A 25,860-nucleotide genomic window follows, 5' to 3' on the forward strand; every position below is an offset into this window, starting at 1 on the left:
CCCGACGACCCGCGCCTGCACGACTACACGGGCCTGACCGACGTCGAACTGCGCCGCCGCCGCGAACCCGCCGAGGGTCTCTTCATCGCGGAGGGAGAGAAGGTCATCCGGCGCGCGACGGACGCCGGGTACGCGATGCGGTCCATGCTGCTGTCCGCCAAGTGGATCGACACCATGCGGGACGTCATCGAGGCGTCCCCCGCCCCGGTGTACGCCGTCGCCCCCGACCTCGCCGAACAGGTCACCGGCTACCACGTGCACCGCGGCGCCCTCGCCTCCATGCAGCGCAAACCGCTTCCCACGGCGCCCGAACTCCTCGCCTCCGCACGCCGGGTTGCCGTCATGGAGGCGGTCAACGACCACACCAACATCGGCGCGATCTTCCGTTCCGCCGCCGCCCTCGGCATGGACGCCGTACTGCTCTCACCCGACTGCGCGGACCCGCTGTACCGGCGCAGCGTCAAGGTCTCGATGGGCGCCGTCTTCTCCGTCCCCTACGCCCGCCTGGACACCTGGCCGAACGGTTTGGACGCGGTACGCGAAGCGGGCTTCCCCCTCCTCGCCCTCACCCCGGCCGACCGCGCCCGCAGCCTGGACGAGGTCGCCCCGCACCGCATGGAGCGCGCCGCGCTGATGCTGGGCGCCGAGGGCGACGGCCTGACGAAGCAGGCCCTGGCCGCCGCCGACGAGTGGGTCCGCATCCCGATGGCCCACGGCGTGGACTCCCTCAACGTGGGCGCGGCGGCGGCGGTGGCGTTCTACGCGGTGACCACGGGCCGCCCCGAGGCGTAACCCCTCCCGGCCCCCTCGGACGCGGACGCCTACTACTCCCGGCAGCGTCGGCGCCCGGCGGCGGACAGCTCAACCGCCGCCGCGCGCCCACGAATCCGCACCCGCGCCCACCCCGGCACCCGTCCCGCTCCGCTCCGCGTACGGCACCGCTCCCCGCTGCTCCCCGAGTCCCCGAGCGGGGCCCTGGCAGCCCTGGGCGACCGCGATCCCGAGGGCGACCAGCAGCGTCACGACCACGAAGACGAACAGCCGCTGGCGCAGCAGCCGGGGGTTGGCGGGGCGGCGCCCGGTGCTCGTACCGCCCGTGCGCGGGCCCTGGCGCCCGGCGCCGCCACGCTGCGCGGGCCGTGCTCCGGCGGACCGGGGGCCGCCGGTGCGCGGGCCGCCGGAGCGGGGGGCGGGGGTGGGCCGGGCCGTGCCGGGGCGTGAGCCGGTCTGCGCGCCGCGCGGACCGTTGCCCCCGCGCACCGGTGCGCCGCCCCGCGAGGGCACGCCGCCGCGCGGCAGCGGTGTCCCGGCGGCCGGACGGCGCTGGACGCGCTGCGGCTCCGGGTAGGTGTCCGCGAGCCCTCCGGTCGGCCGGTCGGCCTCCGCACTGCGCGGCGAGGGCGGCCGTACGTCACCGGAGCCGAGCCCGTGCGCCTCACGGGCCGCGATCTCCTTGAGCCGCATGGACAGTTGGAGCGTGCTCGGCCGGTCCTCGGGGTCCTTGGCGAGGCACGCCCGGATCAGCGGGGCCAGTGCGTCGTGCACCCCGTGCAGCTGCGGTTCCTCGTGCACCACGCGGTACAGCATGACCTCGGAACTGCCCTGCCCGAACGGGGAGTCACCCGCGGAGGCGTACGCCAGGGTCGCGCCCAGCGAGAACACGTCCGTCGCCGGGGTCACGGCCGCGCCCCGCACCTGCTCGGGCGCCAGGAAGCCGGGGGAGCCGACGGCCGTCCCGACGTGGGTGAGCGTGGAGGCACCGGTGGACCAGGCGATGCCGAAGTCGATGATCCGGGGGCCCTTGGGGGAGAGCAGGATGTTCGACGGCTTGAGGTCCCGATGCACCACCCCGGCCTCGTGCACCGCGAGCAGTCCCTCGGAGAGCGCGGCGCCCACCGCGGCCGCCTCGGCCGCGTACAGCGGGCCCTCCTCGGCGACCTTGTCGTGCAGCGAGGGGCCGGGCACGTACTGCGTGGCGAACCACGGCCGGTCCGCGTCCAGGTCCGCCGCCACCAGCCGGGCCGTACACCCGCCCCGGATACGACGGGCCGCCGACACCTCGCGGGCGAACCGCGACCGGAACTCCTGGTCCTCCGCCAGATCGGGCCGGATCACCTTCAGCGCGACCCGCTGGCCCTTCTTGTCGGAGCCGAGGTAGACCACACCCATCCCGCCCGCGCCGAGCCGTCGGTGAAGCCTGAACGAGCCGACGACGCGCGGGTCCTCGCGCCTCAGGCGCATCATCGCCATGTTCATCCCCGCTGCCCGGTCCTGTGACGTGGCCCAGCTTACGTTTACACAGCCGCAGGCGCGCATAGGCCGCGCCCTCTCTCCGGTACGGATTGCGCCCCGCGCACGACCAGGGTGAAGCCCCCTCAGGACCCCGTTCCCCCGTGCCACTTGAGCGCCCGAATGCGTCAACGAACCTACTGGGCAATGACATTGACAGGACGTCACCGAAACCCCGCACAGTTCCCCCGGGCACGCTCCCTCCACCTCCCGCACACGCCCTCCCCCACCCCGGGGCCACCCCCGCACCCCACCCGTCACACCCCCGCACCCCACCCCGAGTGATCGATATCACTCATTCTGTCCCCACCTGTGCCCGCGCGCCCACCGCACGACTCGGGGAAGACCCCGAGATGCCGCCGCGTGTCTCCACCCAGGGGAGTAGTCCCGCGCGGGCCACTCATCCTCCGGGAGAACCGCGAAGCGATACGAGGGCATGACGTGCGACGGGGGCCGCGTGCGTAGATTCGAGGTCGAGCGGCGGGTGCGGCACTCGTCCCCCGAGTCCGTGCACCCGCCGCCGTCAGCACGACCCGACTGGTCAGGAGAGGGACCCGTGGCCCACACGACACACCACCGTCGTACCGGCCGTCGCCATCCGCTGGTGGCGACCCTGATGGCCCTTCCCCTGGCGGCCCTGCTCCTGCTCGTCTTCGACGGCTGGGAGACGGTGGCCACACAGGCGTCGTCCGTGGGCGCGCTCCTGGGGCGCTGAGCGGCACCCCTGGGCCCGGAAGAGCGGTTCGGGCAGGGACGAACGCACCCATGAAACCCCGTGGGGACGGGGGTACGACGGACGGCAGGGAATGCCGGCGCGGCTGGGGAGCCGCGCCGGCATTGCCATCGCCCACCCGCGCGGAAGGCCGTCGTCCCGCACCACGGGGTGTTGTTCGGGGACCCTGGCGCCCAGCGGCGTGCCCCGGCGAGAATCAGCGCCGTGTCCGCCTCCCCAGACCCCGTGTCCGCCACTCCAGCCCCCGCACCCCCACCGCCACCGGCCCCCGACCGACGCCACGGCGGACGACCCGGCCCGGCCCGCCGGGACGAAGCGGACCGGACACTCCCCGGACAAGCCCCCCACCCCCGAGCCCCTCTCCTCGCCGCCCTGGACACCGCCGCCGCGGCCGTCGCCCACACGGGCCGGAGCGACGGCACCCCCTGCGTCTGCGAGACCGCCACCCTCGCGGCCCGCCCGGACGCCACCCTCGTCCGCCACGGCCCCGTGGTGGCCAAGGCCCACGCCCCCGGCACCGACCCCGTGACCCTCACCCACCGCCTGGAGACGGCCGCGGCGAACCCGCACCTCTTCCTGGCCCCGTACGCCCCCGCGCCCACACCCCGCCACGACCGCCTCGTCACCCTCTGGCCCCACGGCACCCCCGTGGACCCGGATACCCCCGAGGCAGCCCCCTGGGAAGAGGCGGCGGCGCTCCTCGCCCGTCTCCACCGCACCCCCGTGAACCCTGATCTTCCCCCGATGCGCGGCCCCGCCAAGGCGGCCGAGGCGATGTCCCGGCTGACCCGGCTCCTACCCCCCGACGGTCGCGCCCCCACCGGTCACGCCCTGGCCGTGCACGCCGTCCGGGCCGCTTGGCGCACCCTCCCGCCCTGGGCCCGCGCGGAGGCGCCCCGCGCCCCCGGACCGGCCGCCCTGTGCCACGGCGACCTCCACCTCGGCCAGCTGGTACGCCTCCCCGTCGGCTCCTGGCGCCTGATCGACGTGGACGACCTCGGGCTCGGCACCCCCGCCTGGGACCTCGCCCGCCCCGCCGCCTGGTACGCCTGCGGACTGCTCCCGTACGAGGACTGGGACCGTTTCCTCACCGCGTACCGTGCCGGAGGCGGGCCCGCCGTGCCCCCGGAGGGCGACCCCTGGCCGGCCCTGGACACGGTCGCCCGCGCCCTCACCGCGCAGGGCGCCGCCCGGGCCCTGGCCAAGGCGATCACCGGGGGCCGCCCGCTCGACGAAGTCGAACAGTCCCTGGTGGACGCCTGCGCCCGGATGGCCGCCGTACCGGCACCGCGGCCGGACTGACCGCCGTACCGGAGCCGGACCGGCCCTCGTGGCACGGTGATTCAGCGGTCCGGGGCGCAACCGTCCGCGCCCGCACGGAGTCTGTCTCTGCGAAGCACCAAGCACGACCGACCGGCGAGGAGTTGAGCCGACCATGCAGTGTCCGAAGTGCCATGCGCCGATGCACACCTACAACCGCAACGGCGTCCAGATCGAGCAGTGCGGCGGCTGCCGGGGCATCTTCCTCGACTACGGCGAGCTGGAGGCGCTGACCCGCGTGGAGGCCCAGTGGTCCCAGCCCGGCCCTCCGCCGCCCCCGGCCCCGCAGGCGTACCCGGCGCCGTCCGCCCCCGCCTGGGGCGCCCCGCACGGCGGCGGCCACGGTGGCGGTCACTACGGCGGCCACCACGGCCACCACCGCCACAAGAGCTTCGGCCACATGCTGTTCTCCAGCTGACCGCCCGCCCCACCGCACACGAAGAAGCCCCCGGCCAACCGGCCGGGGGCTCTCTCACGGGGTGCGCGATACTGGGATTGAACCAGTGACCTCTTCCGTGTCAGGGAAGCGCTCTCCCGCTGAGCTAATCGCGCGGGAATCCAGGATCAGCGCCGTCACGGGACGGAACGGATCATGGGGGCTGCGTGCGCGATACTGGGATTGAACCAGTGACCTCTTCCGTGTCAGGGAAGCGCTCTCCCGCTGAGCTAATCGCGCGGGGGATCTTGCGAGAAGATCCAGTGGACGATACTGGGATTGAACCAGTGACCTCTTCCGTGTCAGGGAAGCGCTCTCCCGCTGAGCTAATCGTCCTTGGAGGTGGAGACGGGATTTGAACCCGTGTAGACGGCTTTGCAGGCCGTTGCCTCGCCTCTCGGCCACTCCACCAGGAGTGTCGGGGACCAGGGGCCCCCTTCGTTCCTGCGAGCGGACGACGAGGTTCGAACTCGCGACCTCAACCTTGGCAAGGTTGCGCTCTACCAACTGAGCTACGTCCGCCTGTCGGTGCGGTCCGCTTGCGCGTCCCGGCGACGTGTTGAACTCTAGCGGATTCCGGGGCCAGCACAAAAACGCGTTTGCGCAGCGTGCTGCGGTGCATCCGGCGGACCGCGCGGCCGGTGCCCCCCGGGGTGACATGCCCGAGCCACCCGCCGGACACCCGCCCTAGACTCGGTCACGTGCTCCACCATCCGCCCCGGACCGCCCCCGGCCTGCCCACTTCCGTCCTGCCGGACCGCTCAGGACCCGTCCCGCTGGCCCGCTTCGGCGACCGTGTCGCCACCGGCCTGCTCGACGTCACCGACGACCCGGCCGCCCTCGACTCCACCGGTTTCTGGGCGGTCCGCGCGGACTTCGAGGGCCGCCTCACCTGCGCCCGCTTCGCGGACGTACGGCACGAACCGGTGCCCGCGCCGGTGCCGGGCGCCTGGCACGGCCCCGCGCCCGAGGACTGGACGTCCTCCCTGGACCGCGCCGCCTACACCGCCGCCGTCACCCGCGTCCGCGAACACATCGCGGCCGGAGAGGTCTACCAGGCCAACCTCTGCCGCGTCCTCGCCGCCCCCGTCCCCGCGAGCGCCGACGTGGACGCCCTCGCCGCGCTGCTGGCACGCGGCAACCCGGCGCCGTACGCGAGCACGCTGCGGCTGCCCGCGCACGGGGTGGAGGTGGCCTGCGCCTCGCCGGAGCTGTTCCTGCGCCGCGACGGCCGTACCGTGCTGTCCGGCCCGATCAAGGGCACCGGCCGCACCGAGGCCGACCTGCTGGAGAAGGACTACGCCGAGAACGTCATGATCGTGGACCTCGTCCGCAACGACCTCGGCCGGGTCTGCGCCACCGGCAGCGTCACGGTGCCCGACCTGTGCGCGGTGGAGAAGCACCCCGGCCTGGTCCACCTCGTCTCCGCCGTCCGGGGCGAGCTGCGCGCGGGCACCGGCTGGCCGGGACTCCTCGGTGCCGCGTTCCCGCCCGGCTCCGTCACCGGCGCGCCCAAGGAGAGCGCCCTGGAGATCATCCGGGCGCTGGAGACCGCGCCGCGCGGCCCGTACTGCGGGGGCATCGGCTGGGTGGACGCCGACCGGGGCACCGGTGAACTGGCCGTCGGCATCCGCACGTTCTGGATCGAGCGCGACCCCGACGGCGACACCGGACCCGGCCGCGCCGCCACCCTCCGCTTCGGCACCGGCGCCGGGATCACCTGGGGATCGGACCCCGAGGGGGAGTGGCGCGAGACCGAACTGAAGGCGTCCCGGCTGCTGGCGATAGCGTCGGGCACGTACGACGAGCACGGGTCCGGCCGCACCGTCACCGACGGGCCGGACTGCACGGTGACCGACGAAGGGGTGTTCACATGAGGATCTGGCTGGACGGCGGGCTGCACGACGCCGGAGCCGCCCGCGTCTCCGTCCTCGACCACGGGCTGACCGTGGGCGACGGCGTCTTCGAGACGGTCAAGACCGTGGAGGGCCGCACCTTCGCCCTCACCCGCCACCTGGACCGGCTGGCCCGTTCCGCGCGCGGCCTCGGCCTGCCCGACCCGGACCACGACGAGGTCCGCCGGGCCTGCGCCGCCGTCCTCGACGCCAACCCGGCGCCCCTCGGACGGCTGCGGATCACCTACACCGGCGGTCACGGCCCGCTCGGCTCCGACCGGGGCGACCACGGGCCCACCCTGGTCGTCGCCCTCGGCGCCACCACCCGCCGCCCCGACACCACCGCCGTCGTCACCGTCCCCTGGACCCGCAACGAACGCGGCGCCCTCACCGGCCTGAAGACCACCTCGTACGCCGAGAACGTCGTCGCGCTCGCCCGCGCGCACGGACACGGCGCCTCCGAGGCGCTGTTCGCCAACACCGTGGGGCAGCTCTGCGAGGGGACCGGGTCCAACGTGTTCGTCGTGCTCGACGGCGAGATCCACACCCCGCCCGTCTCCTCCGGCTGCCTGCCCGGCATCACCCGCGCCCTCGCCGTCGAATGGACCGGGGCCCACGAGACCGACCTGCCGCTGGACGTGCTGGAGCGCGCCGAGGAGGTCTTCCTCACCTCCACCCTGCGCGACGTACAGGCCGTGCACCGGGTGGACGGCCGTGAACTGGCCCCCGCACCCGGCCCGGTGACCGCGAAGGCGATGCGCGTCTTCGACGAGCGGGCCGCCGACGACCTCGACCCGTGACCGGCGGAGAAACCGGCTGACTCGGGGCCGTCCAGCGGGTAGAACTCCCGTGATGACGACGACCCTGCGGCCCGCCGAGCCGCTCCAGCGACAGTCCGACGGGACGCGCTCACGCCATTACCAGGTGTGCGTCAACAGCCGTCCCGTCGGCACGATCCACCTCGCCACCTCGCCCTCCCTGGGTCCCACGGTGGCCCAGGTCACCGAGTTGGCCATCGACGAACCCGACCGGGGGCGCGGCCGGGGCACCGTGGCCGCGCTGACCGCCGAGGAGGTGGCGCGCGGCTGGGGCTGCCGCCAGATCGAGGCCACCGTCCCGCCCGACGCCACCGCCGCGCTGCGTCTCTTCGACGCCCTCGGCTACCGCCCCCGCAACCGCAACATGGCCAAGCAGCTCACCCCGCCCCCGCCCGAGCTGCCCCCGGCCTACCGTGAACACCCCATGTCCGAGGCCGAGTTCACGGCCTGGTTGGCGTACGAGGCCGAGGAGTACGTACGCGGGTGGACCGAGCGGGGTCTCCCCGAGGAGGTCGCACGGGCCAAGTCCCGGCGCGACCACGAGACGGTGCTGCCGGACGGCCGGGACAGCGCGGGCATGGTCTTCAGCGTCCTGGAGCACGAGGGCGTCCGCGTCGGCACGCTGTGGCTCGCGCTGCGCGAGGACCGTGCCTTCGTCTACGACGTGGAGGCGGACGGCGCCCACCGGGGGCGGGGCCACGGCCGCGCCCTGATGCTGCTCGCGGAACGCCGGGCGCTCGCGGCCGGACGCGCCGTCCTCGGCCTCAACGTCTTCGCCGGGAACACCCCCGCCGAGCGGCTGTACACCTCACTCGGCTACGCGACCACCAGCCACACCCTGGCCAAGCCGCTGCTGTAGGCGCGGCGCGGCGCGGCTCGGCGGGGCCGGTGGCGGCGCCGGTGCTCACGCCCGGTCGGCCAGCAGGCGGTCGGTGATCTCCTCGATCCGCTCGCGCAGACCCTCCTGGCCCTTGCCGCCGTCCAGGCGTTCGCCGCCGATGACGTAGGTCGGGGTGCCGGTCACGCCGATCGCCTTGCCCTCGGCCTGGTCGGCGTCCACGATCAGGATGTGCCGTCCGTCGATCAGAGCGGTGTCGAACTCCTCGGCGTCCAGGCCGAGTTCGCGGGCGATCTCGACGAGGAGATCCTCTCCGCCGCGGTCCAGCTCCGCGGCCCGCGCCAGCACGGCCTCCACGTACGCCCAGCCGCTGCCCTGCTCCACGGCCTCCTCCGCGGCCTGGGCGGCGGCGAAGGCGTGCTTGTGCTTCTCCAGCGGGAAGTGGCGCAGACGCGGCTCCAGCCGGTCGCCGTAGCGGGCGCGCAGGGCCCGGACGTCGTCCAGCGCGGTCCTGCAGTCCGGGCACTGCAACTCGCACCACACGTCCAGTACGACACGGTCATCACCAGCGGGAATCTCACTCATCCCCTCAGTCTCCCAGCCCCCGCCCCCTCCTCCGGCCCACGCACCGGTCCGGCTCGGTCGGCGGCACCTCACGGCGAGCGGCGCTCGTACCCCGCCCGGCCGGGGCGCCGGGCACCGGTCCCCCGGGGCGGACCCCGAGATGTCCCTGATCTCCGGGCCGGGGCATGGCGTCGCGGACGGGGGGCGGTGCAGGATGGAGGGGAGGAAGGGGACGTACCCCGCGAGCCGCCAGGAGGACCGGATGATTGCCGAGACCGTCTGTTCCGCCGTGTCCGCCGCGGGCCTGGGTATCGCGGCGATCACGGCCTACCGCAAGCGCTGGCTGGCGGCGACCCGCATCGCGGCGTACGCGCTGATCCCGGTCGCGCTGGTGATGACCGGCGCGGTCGGCTGGCTGGCGCACACCGCGTTCAGCCCCACCGCCTGGGCGGGCTTCATCCTCCTCGGAGTCGCCTGGCTGCTGTTCCTGACGACCCGCACCGTGGAACGCCGTCGCGGCGGCACCAGGGCCGAACGCGGAGCGGCGGCGGAGAGCACCGGCGCGATATCGCCCACCACACGGCCCCAGCAGCTCGGCGGGAGGACGGCAGCCGCTCCCGCCCGCCCCGCCGCGGGTCCCCGCGCCAACTCCTCCGAGGACTTCAGCGACATCGAGGCCATCCTGAAGAAGCACGGCATCTGACCTGAAACCGGTCACAACCGGAAGCAACCCGAACGGCCCTCTACCCAAACCGGTGCCTACCGTTCGCGGCGGGTGTGTTGATCGCCAACGGGCCCCGCCCTGCGCCATCATCACCGCGAGATGCTGGACACCACCACACAGAGCGAGGCCGCGCCGCCGAAGGACGAGCCGCGTGGATGCCTCTTCGCCCTTTCCCAGCCACCGCTGATGATCTTCCTTGCGGTGATCGGGTCCCTGCTGCTCATGGCCGCGCTGCACGATCTGCTGCTGCTCTGAGCCGTACACGTCCGTTCCCGGCGCCAACCGCCGGGACGGCGTGGACCCCGGCGGGGTGCGTGAAGTCCGGCAGGGTGCCTGGAGTCCGGTGCCCCGGTCTCAGCCCGCCGCTTCCTTCCGCCGTGCCCGGTAGGCCGCCACATGCAGGCGGTTGCCGCAGGTCCGGCTGTCGCAGTAGCGCCGGGAGCGGTTGCGGGAGAGGTCCACGAAGGCCCGTCGGCAGTCCGGCGCCTCGCAGCGCCGCAGCCGTTCCCGTTCTCCGGCGACCACGAAGAAGGCGAGCGCCATTCCGCAGTCGGCGGCGAGATGGTCGGCCACGGAGGCGCCGGGCGCGAAGTAGTGCACGTGCCAGTCGTAGCCGTCGTGGTCCGTGAGGCGGGGTGTGGTCCCGGCGGCGGCGACCAGTTCGTTGATGATCCCGGCCGCCTCCCGGCCGTCCCCGGCGGCGAAGACCGCGGCGAAGCGGGCGCGCACGGACCGCACCCCGGTGAGGTCGGCCGCCGAGAGCACCCCCACGTCACTGACCGCGTGCGTGCGGACGAACTCCGCGAGGGCGGGGACGTCCCGCAGCCCGTCCGTCCCGGTGTCGTCCTCCGGCGCGGTGTTCACCAGATCCACCACGGTGTCCAGCGCGCACCGGGTGTCGTGGGTGATCAGCACGTTTCGCTCCCTGGCCTGGGGGGTCGGGCGGGCGCCCGCCGATGCGGGCCGATGGTAGCGACCCGGCGGCCCGTCGCGCGGAGGCGTCGGGTCGCTCCCCGTGGTCCGGAGAACGCGTCCGGGGCCGCCGGGGTTCCCCGAAGGGAGATCCCGGCGGCCCCGGACAGGGGACCGCGCCGCCGCCGTGGAGGTCCCACGGTGACGACGGGGCTGGTGCCGTATGCGGTTGTCCCGGCCCGAGCCGTCTCCCCGAGTGGACGGCGCCGGGCGGCTACGAGGGTCTCGGCCTAGCTCTCCGCCAGGATGTGCGACAGCTCCTGATCCAGGTCGAAGTGCCGGTGTTCCGTGCCGGGCGGCACGGCGGCGTCGGTTCGCTTGAGGAAGGACTCCAGGGCCCGCGCGGGGGCCTCCAGCAGAGCCTCACCCTCGGGGGAGCTGAGGGCGATGCACACGACGCCCTGACCATGACTCCGGGATGGCCAGACGCGGACGTCGCCGGTGCCGGTGGGCCGGTGCAGCCCCTCGGCGAGGAGGTCGCGGGCGAACACCCACTCGACGGTCTCCTCGGCTCCGGTGTGGAAGGTGGCGTGCACGGCGTAGGGGTCGGCCGTGTCGTACCGCAGGCCTGCGGGGACAGGCAGGGAGGACTCGCTCGACACAACGAGGCGCAGGTGCAGCTCGCAGCTGACCGTGGTGTTCATAAGCGCCAGGGCCTTTCGCTCAGTGTGCGCTCGGGGATTCGCACGTCGGCGAAATCGACATGCCACCTACGGTGCCGTTGTAAACCCCTCTGAGAGTTTTGGGTGTGTTTACGTAACTCTTCCGGCCGAGAACTCATACATGATCCACGACCATTACGGTGACCTGAATCACTCGGGTAGGGTTTGTCCGTATGAATACGCGGAGTGACGAGCGGGGGCTCGGGTCGCGGGCGCCGGAGTTCGTGCGGGCCCGTCGCGCGCTGCACCTGAGCTGGCAGGTGGGGGTCTTCCTGGTCGGCCTCGCGGTCGTGGTGGCCGGAGTGATCATGCTGCCGCTGCCCGGCCCCGGCTGGCTGGTGATCTTCGGTGGCATGGCGATCTGGGCGACCGAGTTCGTCTGGGCGCAGATCGCGCTGCGCTGGACGAAGCGCAAGGTGACCGAGGCCGCCCAGCGCGCCCTGGACCCGGAGGTCCGGCGGCGCAACATCGCGCTCACCGTGCTCGGCCTGCTGATCGCCGGGGCGCTCGCCGCCGTCTACCTCTGGAAGTTCGGCGCGGTCCCGCCCTGGCGGATCGACCACCGGTGATCCACCGGGAGCCGGACCGCCGCCCACCTGCGCGAACCGTGGTCACGGGCAGCCGCTGACATGGGGTAATGTTCTGTCTGTGCCCAGGGCGATTAGCTCAGTGGGAGAGCGCTTCGTTCACACCGAAGAGGTCACTGGTTCGAACCCAGTATCGCCCACCTGGCACGGCGGCCCACCTGCGAACAGCAGGTGGGCCGCCGTCGTATGTGCACCCTGTCCGCCCCGTTGGTGACGTTCCGTCACCTCGGCGGGCGGTGTCCGCGCGGATTCCCGCGCCCTTCCTTGCTGTGGTGAACGGCCGGAATCCGGTACGCGATTTCCAATGCCCCGTCACATTTCTTGAGCAGTACGACAATTACGGAATTCCCCCGGCCGATGAAGCGGGCCGGAATTCGGTGGGACGCGTTCCGTTCGTGAACGTGAACCGTCCGGGTAATAAGGAGTGGGCCGTACGGACGATCACCGTGGGTCCGTCGGCGCGGCGTGATCACCGGCCGGGGCGCAGCCCGTACGGGGGCGGCGACGGCAGGGGTGGGCGGCGGTTTGTGATCGCGGGCCGGAGGCCTGTATGGTTCAGTGCGTTGCCGGGCGATTAGCTCAGTGGGAGAGCGCTTCGTTCACACCGAAGAGGTCACTGGTTCGAACCCAGTATCGCCCACCGGCAGAAGGCCGGTCCGCCCGAGGCGGACCGGCCTTCTCTCTGTTCTCGTGCCCTCGTGCCCTCCGTGTCGCCGCGTCTCACGCCGCCGCGGGCAGCTCCGGGCGCAGCGGCCAGTCCGTGCTGACCCGCTCCGGCGAACCGCTCCGCGCGAACCACGCCTGCAACCCCCGCGCCTGGGCCGCGTGCCAGTTCGCCTGGAGGGTGTGCAGCTCGGCGGGCGACAGCCGCTCCAGCCGGGCGGCGAACCGGCGGCCCAGCGCCCGTACGAGATCCAGCGCGGCCAGTGCGTCGGCCGCCGCGTCGTGCGCGTCCTCCAGCGGCACGTCGTAGTGCGCGCACAGGTCGGTCAGGGTGCGGCGGCCCTTGCGGTAGCGGTCCAGGTGCTTGTCCAGGACGCGCGGGTCCAGCACCTTCAGCGGGCGGGCCTCGAACCAGCGGTCCAGCGCCGACGCCCGGTGGCGGCGCAACTCCCGGTCCAGCAGGGTCAGATCGAACGGCGCGTTCATCACCACCAGCGGACGGCCCAGTGCCGCCTGTTCGGCGAGCCGGTTCGCTATCTCGTGCATCACCGGCGCCGGCCAGCGGCCGTTGTGCTGCAGGTGCTCGTCCGTCAGACCGTGCACCGCCCGCGCCGCCTCGGGCACCGGCACCCCCGGATTCACCAGCCATCGTGTGATCCGGGGCCGGGTGCCCGGCGCGTCCTGGACGACGACGGCGGCCGACACGATCCGGTCGGTCTCGACGTCCACGCCCGTCGTCTCCGTGTCGAAGGCGGCCAGCGCCCCCTCGTACCAGTGCGTCATCCCAACCCAACTCCTCGCTCAACCACGGCAGATGGCGTTCCGTCTTCTGCCTGTTTGGTGATACCCGCGCTGTTTGCGGCGTACGCCGGGAGGAGACAACAGGGGTGCGGGTCTTTGCAGTTCAGCGGCTCGCTCCGGGAAAACTCTTGGTGCGGAAGGCAGTTCGTCATGGCCATAGCGCAGCCCGAGCGGGGCGGGCTGCTGCCCGAGCGCTCGGGCACCCTCCGCGGCACGCTCGCCACCACCGCGTGCATGGAGACCTTGCAGGTCGGTTATCTGCACGCGGTCGCCGCCGCGGCCGGGTGCTCGCTGTCCCAGCCGTTCCCGGACAACGGCATCGACTGGCACGTCAGCCACGGCGCGCCCGGCCACACCGTGGACGACGAGGTCACCATCAAGGTGCAGCTGAAGTGCACGTACCAGATCCCGCCCCACCCGCCCGGCCGGTCCTTCTCCTTCACGCTCGACAACGACCACCTGCGCAAGCTGGCCCGCACCCCGGTGTCCGTGCACAAGATCCTGGTCGTCATGATCGTGCCGCGCTCCCAGGACGACTGGCTGCGCGCCGGGCACGACCGGCTCGACCTGCGGCACTGCTGCTACTGGGTCAACCTCGCGGGCCACCCCGTCACCGGGCGCCACCGCACCACCGTGCGCGTCCCCACCGCGCGCGTCTTCGACGACCGGGCGCTGTGCGAGATCATGACGCGGGTCGGGACCGGAGGCAGACCATGAGCGGCCCGACGCGCGACGAACAGGACCACCGGCTCCGCCCGCGCCCAGGCGAGCCCGGCCCGCACCGCCCGCCCGACCCCGGCCGCGTCGAACCCGCCGTCCTCGCCGCCCTGCTCCAGCGGCACGGCTGGACCCGGCGCGGGGGAGCGGCCGGGCGGTACAGCCGCTGGACCCCGCCGGGCCCCGGCGGCGCCACCAGTCTGCTGCTCCCGGCGAGCCGCGCCTTCCCCGACAGCGACGACCTGCTCGGCGAGGCGCTCGACGCGCTCGCCCGCAGCGACACCCCGTCCGCCCGCGAGGTGCTGATCGCGCTCGCCGTGCCCAGCGACGAGATCCGCTGGTCGCGGGACGTGCCCGACGGACCCGCCGGGGCCGCGCCCTGGCCGCTGGACGACCGGCTGCGCTCCGCCGCCCGGCAGACGCTGCTCGCCGCCGCCCTCGCCACCCGCGCGCGGGCCGGGTACCACGGCGCCCGGCACCGGGGGCCCGCCGCGGCTCTGCTCGACGGCGTCCTGGTCGGCCCGGCCGCCGAGGGCCGCACCCTCACCGCGTTCGTGCCGGTCGCCGCCGGACGCCCGCTCGCCGTCCGGCTCCACCAGGCGCTCTGCGCCACCCGCGAGGCCGTGGACTACCAGCGCGCCACCGGCGGCATGGACGCGTTCGACGGCGCGGTCGAGGCAGGGGTGTGCCGGGAGCTGACCGAGGCGCTGACCGTACTGGTGCGCGGCACCGAGGGCGCCCGCGTCGGCATCGCCTGGGCGCCCGGCGCCGGGGTGCCCGAGGGGTGCGCGGCCCCCGCCGAACCCGTCGAGTTCTCGCCCGGCGACCTGCCCGCGCTGCACGCCGCCGGTGCCCGCTACCTGCGCGAGGAACCCTCGGTGCCGGTCCGGATCACCGGCGCCGTGGTCCGGCTGCGCCGCTCCGGCACCTCCGGCGCGGGCACCGTACGGCTGCGGGTGCTGGCCGGGGCCGAGGTCCCGCACGTCCGGGTCACCCTCGGCGAGGACGACTACCGGGCCGCCGGGCACGCCCACCTCGCCGGGCTGCCGGTGCGGGTGGACGGCCGCCTCGAACGCCGGGGCGGCTTCCGTCGGCTGACCGGCGCGGGCGGTGTCGTGGCCGTACCCGTGGACGACGCCGAACGGGACCGGCTGATGAAGTCGCTCACCGAGGGCGGCGACGGCGGGGAGGGCGCCGAGCGGGACGCGGACGGCGGCGGCCACCCGGACGGCGAGGCGTAGGGTCCGTCTCCGAACTCCCCCCGGCGCCGGGGCCTGCGGGAACTGTTTGGCGGTCCGGGGCGCGGGGTCGGTACGATCCCTTGTGCGCGCGCTCCTGGTACGGCGCCCGCAGCCCCTTCAGTCAGGAGAGACCGGTGTCAGACGTCCGTGTGATCATCCAACGCGATTCCGAGCGGGAAGAACGCGTGGTGGCGACGGGCACTACGGCCGCCGACCTCTTCGCGGGCGAGCGCTCGATCGTCGCCGCGCGGGTGGGCGGCGAGCTGAAGGACCTCGCGTACGCGCTGTCCGACGGCGACGAGGTCGAGGGCGTCGAGATCACCTCGAAGGACGGCCTGGACATCCTGCGCCACTCCACCGCGCACGTCATGGCGCAGGCGGTGCAGGAGCTGTTCCCCGAGGCGAAGCTGGGCATCGGCCCGCCCGTCAAGGACGGCTTCTACTACGACTTCGACGTGGAGAAGCCGTTCACGCCCGAGGACCTCAAGGCCGTCGAGAAGAAGATGCAGGAGATCCAGAAGCGGGGGCAGAGGTTCGCCCGCCGTGTGGTCTCCGACGAGGCCGCCCGCGAGGAGCTGGCCGACGAGCCGTACAAGCTGGAGCTGATCGGGCTCAAGGGCTCCGCGTCGCACGACGACGGCGCGGACGTCGAGGTCGGCGCCGGTGAGCTGACGATCTACGACAACCTGGACGCCAAGACCGGCGAGCTGTGCTGGAAGGACCTCTGCCGGGGTCCGCACCTGCCCTCCACCCGGCTCATCCCCGCGTTCAAGCTGATGCGCAACGCCGCCGCGTACTGGCGCGGCAGCGAGAAGAACCCGATGCTCCAGCGCATCTACGGCACCGCCTGGCCGTCCAAGGACGAGCTGAAGGCGTACCTCGACTTCCTCGCCGAGGCCGAGAAGCGCGACCACCGCAAGCTCGGCAGCGAGCTGGACCTGTTCTCCATCCCGGAGCAGATCGGCTCCGGCCTCGCCGTCTTCCACCCCAAGGGCGGCATCGTCCGCCGGGTCATGGAGGACTACTCGCGCCGCCGGCACGAGGAGGAGGGCTACGAGTTCGTCTACACCCCGCACGCCACCAAGGGGAAGCTGTTCGAGACCTCGGGCCACCTGGACTGGTACGCCGACGGCATGTACCCGCCCATGCAGCTCGACGAGGGCGTGGACTACTACCTCAAGCCCATGAACTGCCCCATGCACAACCTGATCTTCGACGCGCGCGGCCGGTCCTACCGCGAACTCCCGCTGCGCCTCTTCGAGTTCGGGACCGTGTACCGGTACGAGAAGTCGGGCGTCGTGCACGGCCTGACCCGCGCCCGGGGCTTCACCCAGGACGACGCGCACATCTACTGCACCCGTGAGCAGATGTCCGAGGAACTGGACAAGACCCTCACCTTCGTCCTCGGCCTGCTGCGCGACTACGGCCTGACCGACTTCTACCTGGAACTGTCCACCAAGGACGAGACCAAGTTCGTCGGCAGCGACGAGGCGTGGGAAGAGGCCACCGAGACGCTGCGCCAGGTCGCGGAGAAGCAGGGGCTGCCTCTCGTCCCCGACCCCGGCGGCGCCGCCTTCTACGGGCCGAAGATCTCCGTGCAGGCCACCGACGCCATCGGCCGCACCTGGCAGATGTCCACCATCCAGCTCGACTTCAACCTGCCCGAGCGCTTCGACCTGGAGTACACCGGCCCCGACGGCACCAAGCAGCGGCCGGTGATGATCCACCGCGCGCTGTTCGGTTCCATCGAGCGGTTCTTCGCGGTCCTGCTGGAGCACTACGCGGGCGCCTTCCCGGCGTGGCTCGCGCCGGTGCAGGCGCTTGGCATCCCGATCGGGGACGGGCACGTGGAGTACCTGGAGAAGTTCGCCGCCGCCGCCCGCAAGCAGGGGCTGCGCGTCGAGGTGGACTCCTCCTCGGACCGCATGCAGAAGAAGATCCGGACCGCGCAGAAGCAGAAGGTCCCCTTCATGATCATCGTCGGTGACGAGGACATGAACGGCGGCACCGTCTCCTTCCGCTACCGCGACGGGTCCCAGGAGAACGGCATCCCGTTCGACGACGCCCTCGCCAAGATCCGCACGGTCGTCGAGGACCGCACCCAGGTCTGAGTCAGCCTCCCGCCGCAGGCCCCCGTGGAGTGTCACGGGGGCCTGCGGTGTTCCCGGTGTTCCCGGGGGTCCCAAGGGCCTCGGTGTTTCCGGGGGGCTCGCGCCGCGAGAACTCCTGGAGCAGCCAGGAGGAGAAGGAGCCCGTCACCGCGCCCAGCAGGGCCAGCCCGCCGCCCATCATCACCGCCGCGATGGCCCGGCCGCCCGCCGTCACCGGGACGACGTCGCCGTAGCCGACCGTGGAGAGGGTGGAGACCGCCCACCACAGGGCGTCCCCGAAGTTCTTCATATTGGCGCCCGGTGCGTCGCGTTCCTGCTGGAAGACCGCGAGCGCCCCGGTGAAGCCGAGCAGCACCGTGGAGAGCCCCGCGTACGACACCACCCGCGCGTACAGCGGCAGCCGGGGCAGACCGCGCCGGTGGTGCACGGAGTCGTAGACCCGCACGATGCGCAGCGGACGGAGCAGCGGGAGCAGCAGGACCAGGGTGTCGAGCAGGTGGGCGCGGACGAAGCCGAGGCCCCGGCCGCTCAGCCGCCAGCGGGCCGCGTAGTCCACCCCGAACAGCGCCCAGCACGCGGCGAGCACCGCAATCCACAGGTCGTCCCAGGGGGTGCCCGGCCGGGGTGCCAGCACCAGGGCGGCGTACGCGGCGAGGAAGGCCAGCGACGCCAGGGAGAGCGGGATCTCCGCCGCGCGCTCCCAGCGGGTCAGGGTGCTGTTCTCCGTCACCGGCCCAGCTTGGCCGCTGACCGGTCCGGCGCCGCCCCGGCGACACGCCGCGAACGGGCGAAGCCATATGCTTCCCCGCATGACGAGTGAGCCGGAACAGCAGATCGGAGTGGGGACGCCGGACGCGTTCCAGCGCCTGTGGACGCCCCACCGGATGGCCTACATCCAGGGCGAGAACAAGCCGACCGGGCCGGGGTCCGACGACGGATGCCCCTTCTGCTCGATCCCGGCGAAGTCCGACGAGGACGGCCTCGTCGTACGGCGCGGGGAGCAGGTGTACGCGGTGCTCAACCTCTACCCGTACAACGGCGGCCACCTGATGACCGTGCCCTACCGGCACGTGGCCGACTACACCGAGCTGACCGGGCCGGAGACCGCCGAACTGGCCGAACTGACCAAGCAGGCGATGACCGCGCTGCGCACCGCGTCCGGCGCGCACGGCTTCAACATCGGCATGAACCAGGGCGCGGTGGCCGGAGCGGGCATCGCCGCCCATCTGCACCAGCACATCGTCCCGCGCTGGGGCGGCGACGCGAACTTCATGCCGGTCGTGGGCCAGACCAAGGTGCTGCCCCAACTCCTCGCGGACACCCGCGCGATGCTCGCGGAGGCCTGGCCCGCCGCCTGACGGTACGTGCCCGCCACCGCCCCGGCGCCCGTACCCGCGTACGGGCGCCTACGCGTCGTAGAGGTCGGCCTTGCGCGGGGACGGGTCCTGGACCAGGCCGCTGAGGACGGAGGAGCGGGAGCCGAACTTCTCGGTGTTCACGCCGTTCTCCTTCAGCACCCGCATCGCCGCCGCGTGCACCACCCGCAGCACCGGGGTGGCCGCGCGCAGCGCGTCGTCGGCCATGAAGCGGTGCCGCCACGGCTGGTCCGCCCAGGCGTGCCGCAGACCGAACGGCTCGGGCAGCGCGACCGAGCCGCCGAGCCAGTTGAGCAGCGGCGGATAGAGCGTGAGCGGGGCGCGGGCGGCGAGCCGGACCACCTCGTCCGTGGGGACCAGCGGAAGGCTGATCTTGCGGGTCTCCCACGGCTTGAGGGACTTGGTGACCTCCCTGGTGGGCGCCTCCGGCTTGGCGTGGAACAGGGAGTTGACCGGGCCCAGGGCGTGGCCGGTGACCTCGATGCGGAGCGTCTCGTGCAGCACGGTCACCGTGATCAGCATGGTGAGGATCAACTGGCCGTCCCACAGCACCCACTGGACGCCCAGGTAGTGCCGGTCGCCGCTGCCGAACTGCTGCTTGTTGCAGATCTCCTGCACCGCGTGCGGCTTGACCTGGAAGGCTTCCACATCGGTGCCCTCGGGCCGGGACACCGCCTTGGCGCCCTCGCCGATCGGGGTGACGATCCAGTGCTTGATCGAGGGGCGCGGGAAGCCGCCCGTGTTCAGCGGGCCGCGCTCCAGCAGGCTGAGCTGGTCGTGGATGGCGCGGATCACGTCCCAGCTGCGGAACGGGTGGATCTCCCGGCCCGCCTCGACGGGGACCAGGTCCTCCGCGAGCTGCCAGGCGCCCCAACGGGTGCCCATGCCGAGGATGCCCTTGGGACCGGCGTAGAACACCGCGTTGGACTGCTGTTCGGCACTGAGCCGGGCCAGGGACTGGCGGAGCTGCTCGGCGGCCGTCTCGCCGGGGGCGCGCGGCACGGCCTCCGGGACCTTCGCGCCGACGGCGGTCCCGGAGAGCAGCCCGTCCCAGCGGGTCCGCAGGTCCTTCGCGGTGCCCTCGCAGATCCGCTTGGCCCAGAACCAGCCCAGCACCGGGGCGACGACCGACGCGCGGGCGTACCAGCCCCAGAAGCCGGTGAACGGCATCTTCAGCAGGAACAGCACGGCGAGCACGGCGAAGCCGAGGAGCAGGGCGGTGGCCAGGGCGCCCGCGCGCTTGTCCTCGCGGCGGGAGACGAACATGCGGAGCTGGAAGACGAGGAGCCAGCCGATCAGGCCGGGCAGGAACAGCAGCCCGCACACCACCATCACGGTGGAGAGGCGGTTGTCGCGCTCGCGGCGGATGTTGTTGGCCGCCAGGGCGTGCTCCACGACCACCTGCGGCTCGGCGCCGAACGACTGGATGAGCGGCTTGCGGCCGGGGGAGAGCATGCGGTCCACCACGGCACGGGAGAACGCCTCGCCCAGATTGGGGCGGAGCATGGCTATCCGGCCGGCCTTCACGGTGGACTGGTGCAGGTCGTTGTCGGCCTTCTTGATCTCCTCGACCACGCTGTCCCGGTAGGCGGCCGAAGCCAGGGCGAAGGTCGCCGCCTGGCCGCCGTCGCCGGAGACGGGCACCTGCGGCCCGTCCCACTCCGTTCCCACCGACATTCCCGCCCCCATCACCCGCCGGTCCCGCTGCCTCGGGCCTTCCCGACTTCCCTGCCCCGCACACCTGTTGAACAGGCCAACCTGCTGAACTCCGCGCCGCGACCGAACGCGCCGGGCCCGGCGTGATCAAGAGATCAGCGTATCCGCACGGGCGGCGGCGCGGGGGCGGACGGCCGAAGCCGCCCGCCCCGGAGGGACGACCGGTCAGGCCGGTTCCTTCATCTGCTCCCTGATCCGCTCCGCGATCTGCGGCGGCATCGGCTCGTGGCGCGCGTACGCCCGGCTGAAGCGGGCGGTGCCGTGGGACAGCGCGCGCAGGTCGATGGCGTACCGGCCGATCTCGAACTCCGGGACCTCGGCGCGGACCAGGGTGCGGCCGGAGCCGACCTGTTCGGTGCCGAGCACCCGGCCGCGCCGGGTGGACAGGTCGCTCATCACCGGGCCGACGTAGTCGTCGGGGACGAGGACACCGACCTCCGCGACCGGCTCCAGCAGATGAATGCGGGCCCCGGCCGCCGCCTCGCGCAGCGCCAGCGCGCCCGCCGTCTGGAACGCGGCGTCGGAGGAGTCCACCGAGTGCGCCTTGCCGTCCAGCAGGGTGATCCGCACGTCCACCAGGGCGTGCCCGGCGGCCACGCCCCGCGCCGCCTGCGCGCGTACGCCCTTCTCCACCGAGGGGATGAACTGGCGCGGTACCGCACCGCCGACCACCTTGTCCACGAACTCGATGCCCGAGCCCACCGGCAGCGGCTCCACCTCGATCTCGCAGATGGCGTACTGCCCGTGCCCGCCGGACTGCTTCACATGCCGTCCGCGCCCGGCGGCCCGCCCCGCGAACGTCTCCCGCAGCGACACCCGGTGCGGCACCACGTCCACCTGCACCCCGTACCGGGTACGCAGCCGGTCCAGGGCGACGTCCGCGTGCGCCTCGCCCAGGCACCACAGGACGATCTGCCGGGTGTCCGGGTTCTGCTCCAGGCGCATCGTCGGATCTTCCGCGACCAGCCGGGACAGCCCCTGGGAGAGCCTGTCCTCGTCGGCCTTGCTGTGCGCCCGGATCGCCAGCGGCAGCAGCGGGTCCGGCATCCGCCAGGGCTCCATCAGCAGCGGGTCGTCCTTCGCGGACAGGGTGTCCCCGGTCTCGGCGCGGCCCAGCTTCGCCACGCACACCAGATCACCGGCGACCGCGTGCGTCACCGGGCGCTGCTGCTTGCCGAAGGACATGGACAGCGCGCCGAGCCGCTCGTCCACGTCGTGGTCCTCGTGACCCCGGTCGGTCATGCCGTGCCCGGAGACGTGCACGGTGGCGTCGGGCAGCAGCGTCCCGGAGAACACCCGGACCAGGGAGAGACGGCCCACATAGGGGTCGGAGGAGGTCTTGACGACCTCCGCGACCAGCGGGCCCCCGGTGTCGCAGCCCTTCACCTCGCGCCGCCGCCCGTCCAGCCCCGTCACGCCGGGCAGCGGATGCTCGTACGGCGTGGGGAAACCGCGGGTGATCAGCTCCAGCAGTTCCACCGTGCCGAGGCCCTGCCGGGCGTCCTCGGCGGCCGGGGCGGCGGCCAGCACCGGGAAGAACGTGCCGCGGGCCACGGCCCGTTCCAGGTCCTCGATCAGCGTCTCCACGTCGATGGACCCGCCGCCGAGGTAGCGGTCCATCAGGGTCTCGTCCTCGCTCTCCGCGATGATGCCCTCAATCAGCCGGTCGCGGGCCGCGGCGAGGCCGGGCAGCCGTCCGGCGTCCGGCTCGGACGCGGTGCGGGTGCCGGAGGCGTAGTCGAACAGCTTCTGGGTGAGCAGGCCGACCAGGCCCGTCACCGGGGCGTGCCCGTCGGCGCCCGCCGGGCCGCGCAGCGGCAGGTACAGCGGGAGCACCGCGTCCGGGTCCTCGGCGCCGAACGCCTCCGCGCAGCCGCGGACCGTCTCCTCGAAACCGGCCCGCGCCGACTCCAGGTGCGTGACGACGATCGCCCTCGGCATGGAGACGGCCTGGCACTCCTCCCACACCATCCGGGTCGCGCCGTCCACGCCGTCGGCGGCCGAGACGACGAAGAGGGCCGCGTCCGCCGCCCGCAGACCGGCCCTCAACTCCCCGACGAAATCGGCGTATCCGGGGGTGTCCAGCAGATTGATCTTGATGCCGTCCCACTCCACCGGGACCAGCGAGAGCTGTACCGACCGCTGTCGGCGGTGCTCCATGTCGTCGTAGTCCGAGACCGTGCCGCCGTCCTCGACGCGGCCCGGCCGGTTCACCGCCCCCGCCGTCTGCGCGAGGGCCTCCACCAGTGTCGTCTTGCCCGATCCGCAGTGACCGACCAGCACCACGTTCCGTACGGACGCGGGGTGGTCGGCCGTCAAAGCCCTGCCGGCGGCTCCGGGATGTGCGTGCGTCTTCTCGCCCATGATCCTGCCTCCCGTGCACGGTGAGGTCACCGAGGGCGCGGGACGCGCGTGGCCGCGTACTGCGGCGGCTCCTCGCTGCGCCCGCGGTCCTTCGAGCTTTCCACTCCCCGCGTGACCCGTCCATACGACGGACAGCGGGCCGCACGGGGGCGCCGGGCACCGGTCGGCGCACGACGGCCGGTGCCCGCCCGCCGCGCGCGCACCCGCGTGACTACGATGGGCCAGCCGACGGCCACCAGGGGCCGCGGCGACACCGACCGTCGGGAAGGCCATGCTGAACAAGTACGCGCGTGCATTCTTCACGCGTGTCCTCACGCCGTTCGCCGCGTTTCTGATCCGGCGGGGCGTCAGCCCCGACACGGTCACCCTCATCGGCACCGCCGGGGTGGTCGCGGGCGCGCTGGTCTTCTACCCCAGGGGCGAGTTCTTCTGGGGCACGGTCGTGATCACGCTGTTCGTCTTCTCCGACCTGGTGGACGGCAACATGGCCCGCCAGCTCGGCCGGTCCAGCCGCTGGGGCGCCTTCCTCGACTCCACCCTGGACCGGGTCGCCGACGGCGCGATCTTCGGCGGGCTCGCGCTCTGGTACGCGGGCAACGGCGACGACAACGTGCTGTGCGCGGTGTCGATCTTCTGCCTGGCCAGCGGACAGGTGGTGTCGTACACCAAGGCGCGCGGCGAGTCGATCGGGCTGCCGGTCGCCGTCAACGGCCTGGTCGAACGCGCCGAGCGGCTGGTCATCTCCCTGGTCGCCGCCGGACTCGCGGGCCTGCACGCGTTCGGCGTGCCCGGCATCCAGTGGCTGCTGCCCGTCGCCCTGTGGATCGTCGCCGCGGGCAGCCTGGTCACCCTGGTCCAGCGGGTCGTCACCGTGCGCCGCGAGTCCGCCGAGGCGGAGGCCGCCGCGTCCGGCGGCGGGGCCGTCCGGTGAGCGCCGCCGACCGGCTCACCGACACGCTGTACGGACTCGGCTGGAGCACCGTCAGGAACCTCCCCGAGCCCGCCGCCGCGCGGCTCGGCCGCACCATCGCCGACCTCGCCTGGAAGCGGCGCGGCAAGGGCGTCCTCCGGCTGGAGGCCAACTACGCCCGCGTGGTGCCCGGAGCCACCCCCGAGCGGCTGGCCGAGCTGTCCCGTGCGGGCATGCGCTCCTACCTGCGGTACTGGATGGAGTCCTTCCGGCTGCCCGCCTACCGCCCCGAGCGGGTGCGCACCGCGTTCGACCCCAAGGACGTCCACCACCTCACCGACGGCCTCGCCTCCGGCCGGGGCGTGATCCTCGCCCTGCCCCACCTGGCCAACTGGGACCTCGCCGGTGCCTGGGTCACCACCGCGCTGGACACCCCGTTCACCACGGTCGCGGAACGCCTGAGGCCCGAGACGCTGTACGACCGGTTCGTCGCCTACCGGGAGAGCCTCGGCATGGAGGTGCTCCCGCACAGCGGCGGCTCCGCGTTCGGCACCCTCGCCCGCAGGCTCCGCGACGGCGGCCTGGTCTGCCTGGTCGCGGACCGGGACCTGTCCGCCTCCGGTGTCGAGGTGGACTTCTTCGGCGAACGTGCCCGGATGCCCGCCGGTCCCGCGCTGCTCGCCCAGCAGACCGGCGCCCTGCTGCTCCCCGTCACCCTCTGGTACGACGACTCCCCGGTGATGAAGGGCCGCGTGCACCCGCCGGTGGAGGTGCCCGCCGAGGGCGACCGCCGGGCGCGGACCTCGGTGATGACGCAGGCGCTGGCCGACGCCTTCGCCGGGGGCATCGCGGAGCACCCGCAGGACTGGCACATGCTCCAGCGGCTGTGGCTCGCCGACCTCGACCCCGCGAAGGGACCCGCGTGAGAATCGGGATCGTCTGCCCGTACTCCTGGGACGTCCCCGGAGGCGTCCAGTTCCACATCCGCGACCTCGCCGCCTACTTCATCCGGCTCGGCCACGAGGTCTCCGTGCTCGCCCCGGCCGACGACGACACCCCGCTGCCGCCCTACGTGGTCTCGGCCGGGCGCGCGGTGCCGGTGCCGTACAACGGGTCGGTGGCCCGGCTGAACTTCGGCTTCCTGTCGGCCGCGCGGGTACGGCGCTGGCTGCACGACGGCGCCTTCGACGTGGTCCACATCCACGAGCCGACCTCGCCCTCCCTCGGCCTGCTCACCTGCTGGGCGGCGCAGGGTCCCATCGTGGCCACCTTCCACACCTCCAACCCGCGCTCCCGCGCCATGATCGCCGCGTACGCCATCCTCCAGGCCGCGCTGGAGAAGATCAGCGCCCGGATCGCGGTCAGCGAGTACGCCCGGCGCACCCTGGTCGAGCACCTGGGCGGGGACGCGGTGGTGATCCCCAACGGGGTGGACGTGGACTTCTTCGCGGACGCCGAGCCGAACCCCGCGTGGCAGGGCGGGACCATCGGCTTCATCGGCCGCATCGACGAACCCCGCAAGGGGCTGCCGGTGCTGATGCGGGCGCTGCCGACGATCCTCGCCGCCCGGCCCGGCGCCCGGCTGCTGGTCGCGGGGCGCGGCGACGAGGAGGCGGCCGTCGCCGGGCTGCCCGCCGGACTGCGCTCCCGCGTGGAGTTCCTCGGCATGGTCACCGACGAGGACAAGGCCCGCCTCCTGCGCAGCGTGGACCTGTACGTGGCGCCCAACACCGGTGGCGAGAGCTTCGGCATCATCCTGGTCGAGGCCATGTCGGCGGGCGCCCCCGTCCTCGCCTCCGACCTGGACGCCTTCGCCCAGGTGCTGGACCAGGGGGCGGCCGGTGAGCTGTTCGCCAACGAGGACGCCGACGCGCTCGCCGAGGCCGCCGTACGGCTCCTCGGGGACCCGGAGCGGCGGGCCGGACTGCGCGAGCGGGGCGCGCTGCACGTACGGCGCTTCGACTGGTCCACGGTCGGCGCGGACATCCTGTCGGTGTACGAGACGGTCACCGCCGGGACGACGGCCGTCGCCACCGACGAGCGGACGGGGCTGCGGGCACGGCTGGGGCTGGCCCGGGACTGAGCCCCCGCGGGCCCCGGCGTGCGGGCGTGCGGGCCGCGCG

25 protein-coding genes and 7 tRNA genes are annotated in these 25,860 nt (G+C 73.2%); 19 read left to right on the forward strand and 13 right to left on the reverse strand.

What is annotated here, in order from left to right; translation table 11 throughout:
• On the forward strand, positions 1 to 792 hold a 792-nt coding region (locus KUM39_RS08690; RefSeq protein ID WP_217784869.1), incomplete at its 5' end, for a TrmH family RNA methyltransferase.
• 69 nt (positions 793 to 861) lie between these two features.
• Here KUM39_RS08690 and KUM39_RS08695 read toward each other — a convergent pair.
• Entirely contained in the window at positions 862 to 2,256 is a 1,395-nt protein-coding gene (locus KUM39_RS08695) for a protein kinase domain-containing protein (protein WP_217784870.1), read from the reverse strand.
• 589 nt (positions 2,257 to 2,845) lie between these two features.
• Here KUM39_RS08695 and KUM39_RS08700 point away from each other — a divergent pair.
• The 3 genes from KUM39_RS08700 (at position 2,846) to KUM39_RS08710 (ending at position 4,760) form a co-directional block, all read left to right on the forward strand.
• Positions 2,846 to 3,004, forward strand: coding sequence for a hypothetical protein (locus tag KUM39_RS08700; protein WP_217784871.1), 159 nt, complete (start codon positions 2,846 to 2,848; stop codon positions 3,002 to 3,004).
• 390 nt (positions 3,005 to 3,394) lie between these two features.
• On the forward strand, positions 3,395 to 4,324 hold the full coding sequence (locus KUM39_RS08705; protein WP_217785001.1) for a phosphotransferase family protein: 930 nt from the start codon (positions 3,395 to 3,397) through the stop codon (positions 4,322 to 4,324).
• 133 nt (positions 4,325 to 4,457) lie between these two features.
• Positions 4,458 to 4,760, forward strand: coding sequence for a TFIIB-type zinc ribbon-containing protein (locus KUM39_RS08710; RefSeq protein WP_217784872.1), 303 nt, complete (start codon positions 4,458 to 4,460; stop codon positions 4,758 to 4,760).
• A 62-nt stretch (positions 4,761 to 4,822) separates the two neighbouring features.
• Here KUM39_RS08710 and KUM39_RS08715 read toward each other — a convergent pair.
• The 5 genes from KUM39_RS08715 to KUM39_RS08735 all read right to left on the reverse strand — a co-directional run bounded on the left by KUM39_RS08715 (position 4,823) and on the right by KUM39_RS08735 (position 5,300).
• Positions 4,823 to 4,894: transfer RNA gene (locus KUM39_RS08715), tRNA-Val, on the reverse strand.
• A 52-nt stretch (positions 4,895 to 4,946) separates the two neighbouring features.
• Positions 4,947 to 5,018 (reverse strand) — tRNA-Val (locus KUM39_RS08720).
• A gap of 24 nt (positions 5,019 to 5,042) precedes the next feature.
• Positions 5,043 to 5,114, reverse strand: a tRNA-Val gene (locus tag KUM39_RS08725).
• A 1-nt stretch (position 5,115) separates the two neighbouring features.
• A tRNA-Cys gene (locus tag KUM39_RS08730) sits at positions 5,116 to 5,189 on the reverse strand.
• A gap of 38 nt (positions 5,190 to 5,227) precedes the next feature.
• Positions 5,228 to 5,300: transfer RNA gene (locus KUM39_RS08735), tRNA-Gly, on the reverse strand.
• 212 nt (positions 5,301 to 5,512) lie between these two features.
• Here KUM39_RS08735 and KUM39_RS08740 point away from each other — a divergent pair.
• Genes KUM39_RS08740 through KUM39_RS08750 form a run of 3 tightly spaced genes read left to right on the forward strand, consistent with a single transcriptional unit; the run spans position 5,513 to position 8,350 of the window.
• Positions 5,513 to 6,655, forward strand: a complete 1,143-nt coding sequence (locus KUM39_RS08740; protein ID WP_372455732.1) for a chorismate-binding protein — start codon at positions 5,513 to 5,515, stop codon at positions 6,653 to 6,655.
• Positions 6,652 to 7,473, forward strand: a complete 822-nt coding sequence (locus KUM39_RS08745) for an aminotransferase class IV (RefSeq protein ID WP_217784873.1) — start codon at positions 6,652 to 6,654, stop codon at positions 7,471 to 7,473. Before KUM39_RS08740 ends, KUM39_RS08745 begins: the two co-directional genes overlap by 4 nt.
• A 52-nt stretch (positions 7,474 to 7,525) precedes the next feature.
• Positions 7,526 to 8,350: a GNAT family N-acetyltransferase gene (locus KUM39_RS08750; protein WP_217784874.1), complete on the forward strand. Its 825-nt coding sequence runs from the start codon at positions 7,526 to 7,528 to the stop codon at positions 8,348 to 8,350.
• Between the two features lie 45 nt (positions 8,351 to 8,395).
• On the opposite strand, the gene KUM39_RS08755 is transcribed toward KUM39_RS08750, so the two are convergent.
• The gene (locus tag KUM39_RS08755; protein ID WP_217784875.1) at positions 8,396 to 8,914 is read right to left on the reverse strand and encodes a DsbA family protein; all 519 of its coding nucleotides are present in this window, start codon (positions 8,912 to 8,914) and stop codon (positions 8,396 to 8,398) included.
• A gap of 241 nt (positions 8,915 to 9,155) precedes the next feature.
• Between KUM39_RS08755 and KUM39_RS08760 the strand changes: the two genes are divergently transcribed.
• Together KUM39_RS08760 and KUM39_RS08765 are read left to right on the forward strand one after the other, a co-directional pair.
• On the forward strand, positions 9,156 to 9,596 hold the full coding sequence (locus KUM39_RS08760) for a hypothetical protein (RefSeq protein ID WP_217784876.1): 441 nt from the start codon (positions 9,156 to 9,158) through the stop codon (positions 9,594 to 9,596).
• Positions 9,597 to 9,716: 120 nt separating this feature from the next.
• Positions 9,717 to 9,872, forward strand: coding sequence for a hypothetical protein (locus KUM39_RS08765; protein WP_217784877.1), 156 nt, complete (start codon positions 9,717 to 9,719; stop codon positions 9,870 to 9,872).
• Positions 9,873 to 9,971: 99 nt separating this feature from the next.
• Here the strand turns inward: KUM39_RS08765 and KUM39_RS08770 are convergent, their stop codons facing one another.
• Positions 9,972 to 10,532, reverse strand: coding sequence for a CGNR zinc finger domain-containing protein (locus KUM39_RS08770; RefSeq protein ID WP_217784878.1), 561 nt, complete (start codon positions 10,530 to 10,532; stop codon positions 9,972 to 9,974).
• A gap of 287 nt (positions 10,533 to 10,819) precedes the next feature.
• Complete coding sequence (locus KUM39_RS08775; protein ID WP_004002642.1) at positions 10,820 to 11,233, reverse strand: SsgA family sporulation/cell division regulator; 414 nt, start codon at positions 11,231 to 11,233, stop codon at positions 10,820 to 10,822.
• 191 nt (positions 11,234 to 11,424) lie between these two features.
• Here KUM39_RS08775 and KUM39_RS08780 point away from each other — a divergent pair, with 191 nt between their 5' ends.
• The 3 genes from KUM39_RS08780 to KUM39_RS08790 all read left to right on the forward strand — a co-directional run bounded on the left by KUM39_RS08780 (position 11,425) and on the right by KUM39_RS08790 (position 12,478).
• A complete protein-coding gene (locus tag KUM39_RS08780) occupies positions 11,425 to 11,820 on the forward strand; it encodes a TIGR02611 family protein (protein ID WP_217784879.1) in 396 nt (131 codons plus the stop codon).
• An 86-nt stretch (positions 11,821 to 11,906) separates the two neighbouring features.
• Positions 11,907 to 11,978: transfer RNA gene (locus tag KUM39_RS08785), tRNA-Val, on the forward strand.
• A 428-nt stretch (positions 11,979 to 12,406) separates the two neighbouring features.
• Positions 12,407 to 12,478: transfer RNA gene (locus tag KUM39_RS08790), tRNA-Val, on the forward strand.
• An 80-nt stretch (positions 12,479 to 12,558) separates the two neighbouring features.
• Here the strand turns inward: KUM39_RS08790 and KUM39_RS08795 are convergent.
• Complete coding sequence (locus KUM39_RS08795; RefSeq protein WP_217784880.1) at positions 12,559 to 13,284, reverse strand: exonuclease domain-containing protein; 726 nt, start codon at positions 13,282 to 13,284, stop codon at positions 12,559 to 12,561.
• A 168-nt stretch (positions 13,285 to 13,452) separates the two neighbouring features.
• On the opposite strand from KUM39_RS08795, the gene KUM39_RS08800 reads away from it, so the two are divergent.
• The 3 genes from KUM39_RS08800 (at position 13,453) to thrS (ending at position 17,371) form a co-directional block, all read left to right on the forward strand.
• Positions 13,453 to 14,019 (forward strand): DUF4365 domain-containing protein, encoded by a 567-nt coding sequence (locus tag KUM39_RS08800; protein ID WP_217784881.1) that lies wholly within the window; start codon positions 13,453 to 13,455, stop codon positions 14,017 to 14,019.
• On the forward strand, positions 14,016 to 15,260 hold the full coding sequence (locus KUM39_RS08805; protein WP_217784882.1) for a hypothetical protein: 1,245 nt from the start codon (positions 14,016 to 14,018) through the stop codon (positions 15,258 to 15,260). The genes KUM39_RS08800 and KUM39_RS08805 overlap by 4 nt, the downstream gene beginning before the upstream one ends.
• A gap of 134 nt (positions 15,261 to 15,394) precedes the next feature.
• Positions 15,395 to 17,371, forward strand: a complete 1,977-nt coding sequence (gene thrS / locus KUM39_RS08810; RefSeq protein WP_217784883.1) for a threonine--tRNA ligase — start codon at positions 15,395 to 15,397, stop codon at positions 17,369 to 17,371.
• Between the two features lies 1 nt (position 17,372).
• Here thrS and KUM39_RS08815 read toward each other — a convergent pair whose 3' ends face one another.
• Positions 17,373 to 18,101, reverse strand: coding sequence for a potassium channel family protein (locus KUM39_RS08815; RefSeq protein ID WP_308288089.1), 729 nt, complete (start codon positions 18,099 to 18,101; stop codon positions 17,373 to 17,375).
• Between the two features lie 67 nt (positions 18,102 to 18,168).
• Between KUM39_RS08815 and KUM39_RS08820 the strand changes: the two genes are divergently transcribed.
• On the forward strand, positions 18,169 to 18,729 hold the full coding sequence (locus tag KUM39_RS08820) for an HIT family protein (protein WP_217784885.1): 561 nt from the start codon (positions 18,169 to 18,171) through the stop codon (positions 18,727 to 18,729).
• 48 nt (positions 18,730 to 18,777) lie between these two features.
• Here the strand turns inward: KUM39_RS08820 and KUM39_RS08825 are convergent, their stop codons facing one another.
• Positions 18,778 to 20,424 carry an AbeC-like domain-containing protein gene (locus KUM39_RS08825; RefSeq protein WP_217784886.1) on the reverse strand — a complete coding sequence of 549 codons (1,647 nt, stop codon included), beginning with the start codon at positions 20,422 to 20,424 and terminating at the stop codon, positions 18,778 to 18,780.
• Between the two features lie 204 nt (positions 20,425 to 20,628).
• Entirely contained in the window at positions 20,629 to 22,827 is a 2,199-nt protein-coding gene (locus KUM39_RS08830) for an elongation factor G-like protein EF-G2 (protein ID WP_217784887.1), read from the reverse strand.
• Between the two features lie 271 nt (positions 22,828 to 23,098).
• Here KUM39_RS08830 and pgsA point away from each other — a divergent pair, with 271 nt between their 5' ends.
• Genes pgsA through KUM39_RS08845 form a run of 3 tightly spaced genes read left to right on the forward strand, consistent with a single transcriptional unit; the run spans position 23,099 to position 25,820 of the window.
• Positions 23,099 to 23,758: a phosphatidylinositol phosphate synthase gene (gene pgsA / locus KUM39_RS08835; RefSeq protein WP_217784888.1), complete on the forward strand. Its 660-nt coding sequence runs from the start codon at positions 23,099 to 23,101 to the stop codon at positions 23,756 to 23,758.
• A complete protein-coding gene (locus KUM39_RS08840) occupies positions 23,755 to 24,663 on the forward strand; it encodes a phosphatidylinositol mannoside acyltransferase (protein WP_217784889.1) in 909 nt (302 codons plus the stop codon). The genes pgsA and KUM39_RS08840 overlap by 4 nt, the downstream gene beginning before the upstream one ends.
• The gene (locus KUM39_RS08845; protein WP_217784890.1) at positions 24,660 to 25,820 is read left to right on the forward strand and encodes a glycosyltransferase family 4 protein; all 1,161 of its coding nucleotides are present in this window, start codon (positions 24,660 to 24,662) and stop codon (positions 25,818 to 25,820) included. The genes KUM39_RS08840 and KUM39_RS08845 overlap by 4 nt, the downstream gene beginning before the upstream one ends.
• The last annotated feature ends 40 nt before the right edge of the window (positions 25,821 to 25,860 follow it).

Origin of the sequence: Streptomyces corallincola (genome assembly GCF_019104725.1) — a bacterium.
GTDB lineage: Bacteria > Actinomycetota > Actinomycetes > Streptomycetales > Streptomycetaceae > Streptomyces > Streptomyces corallincola.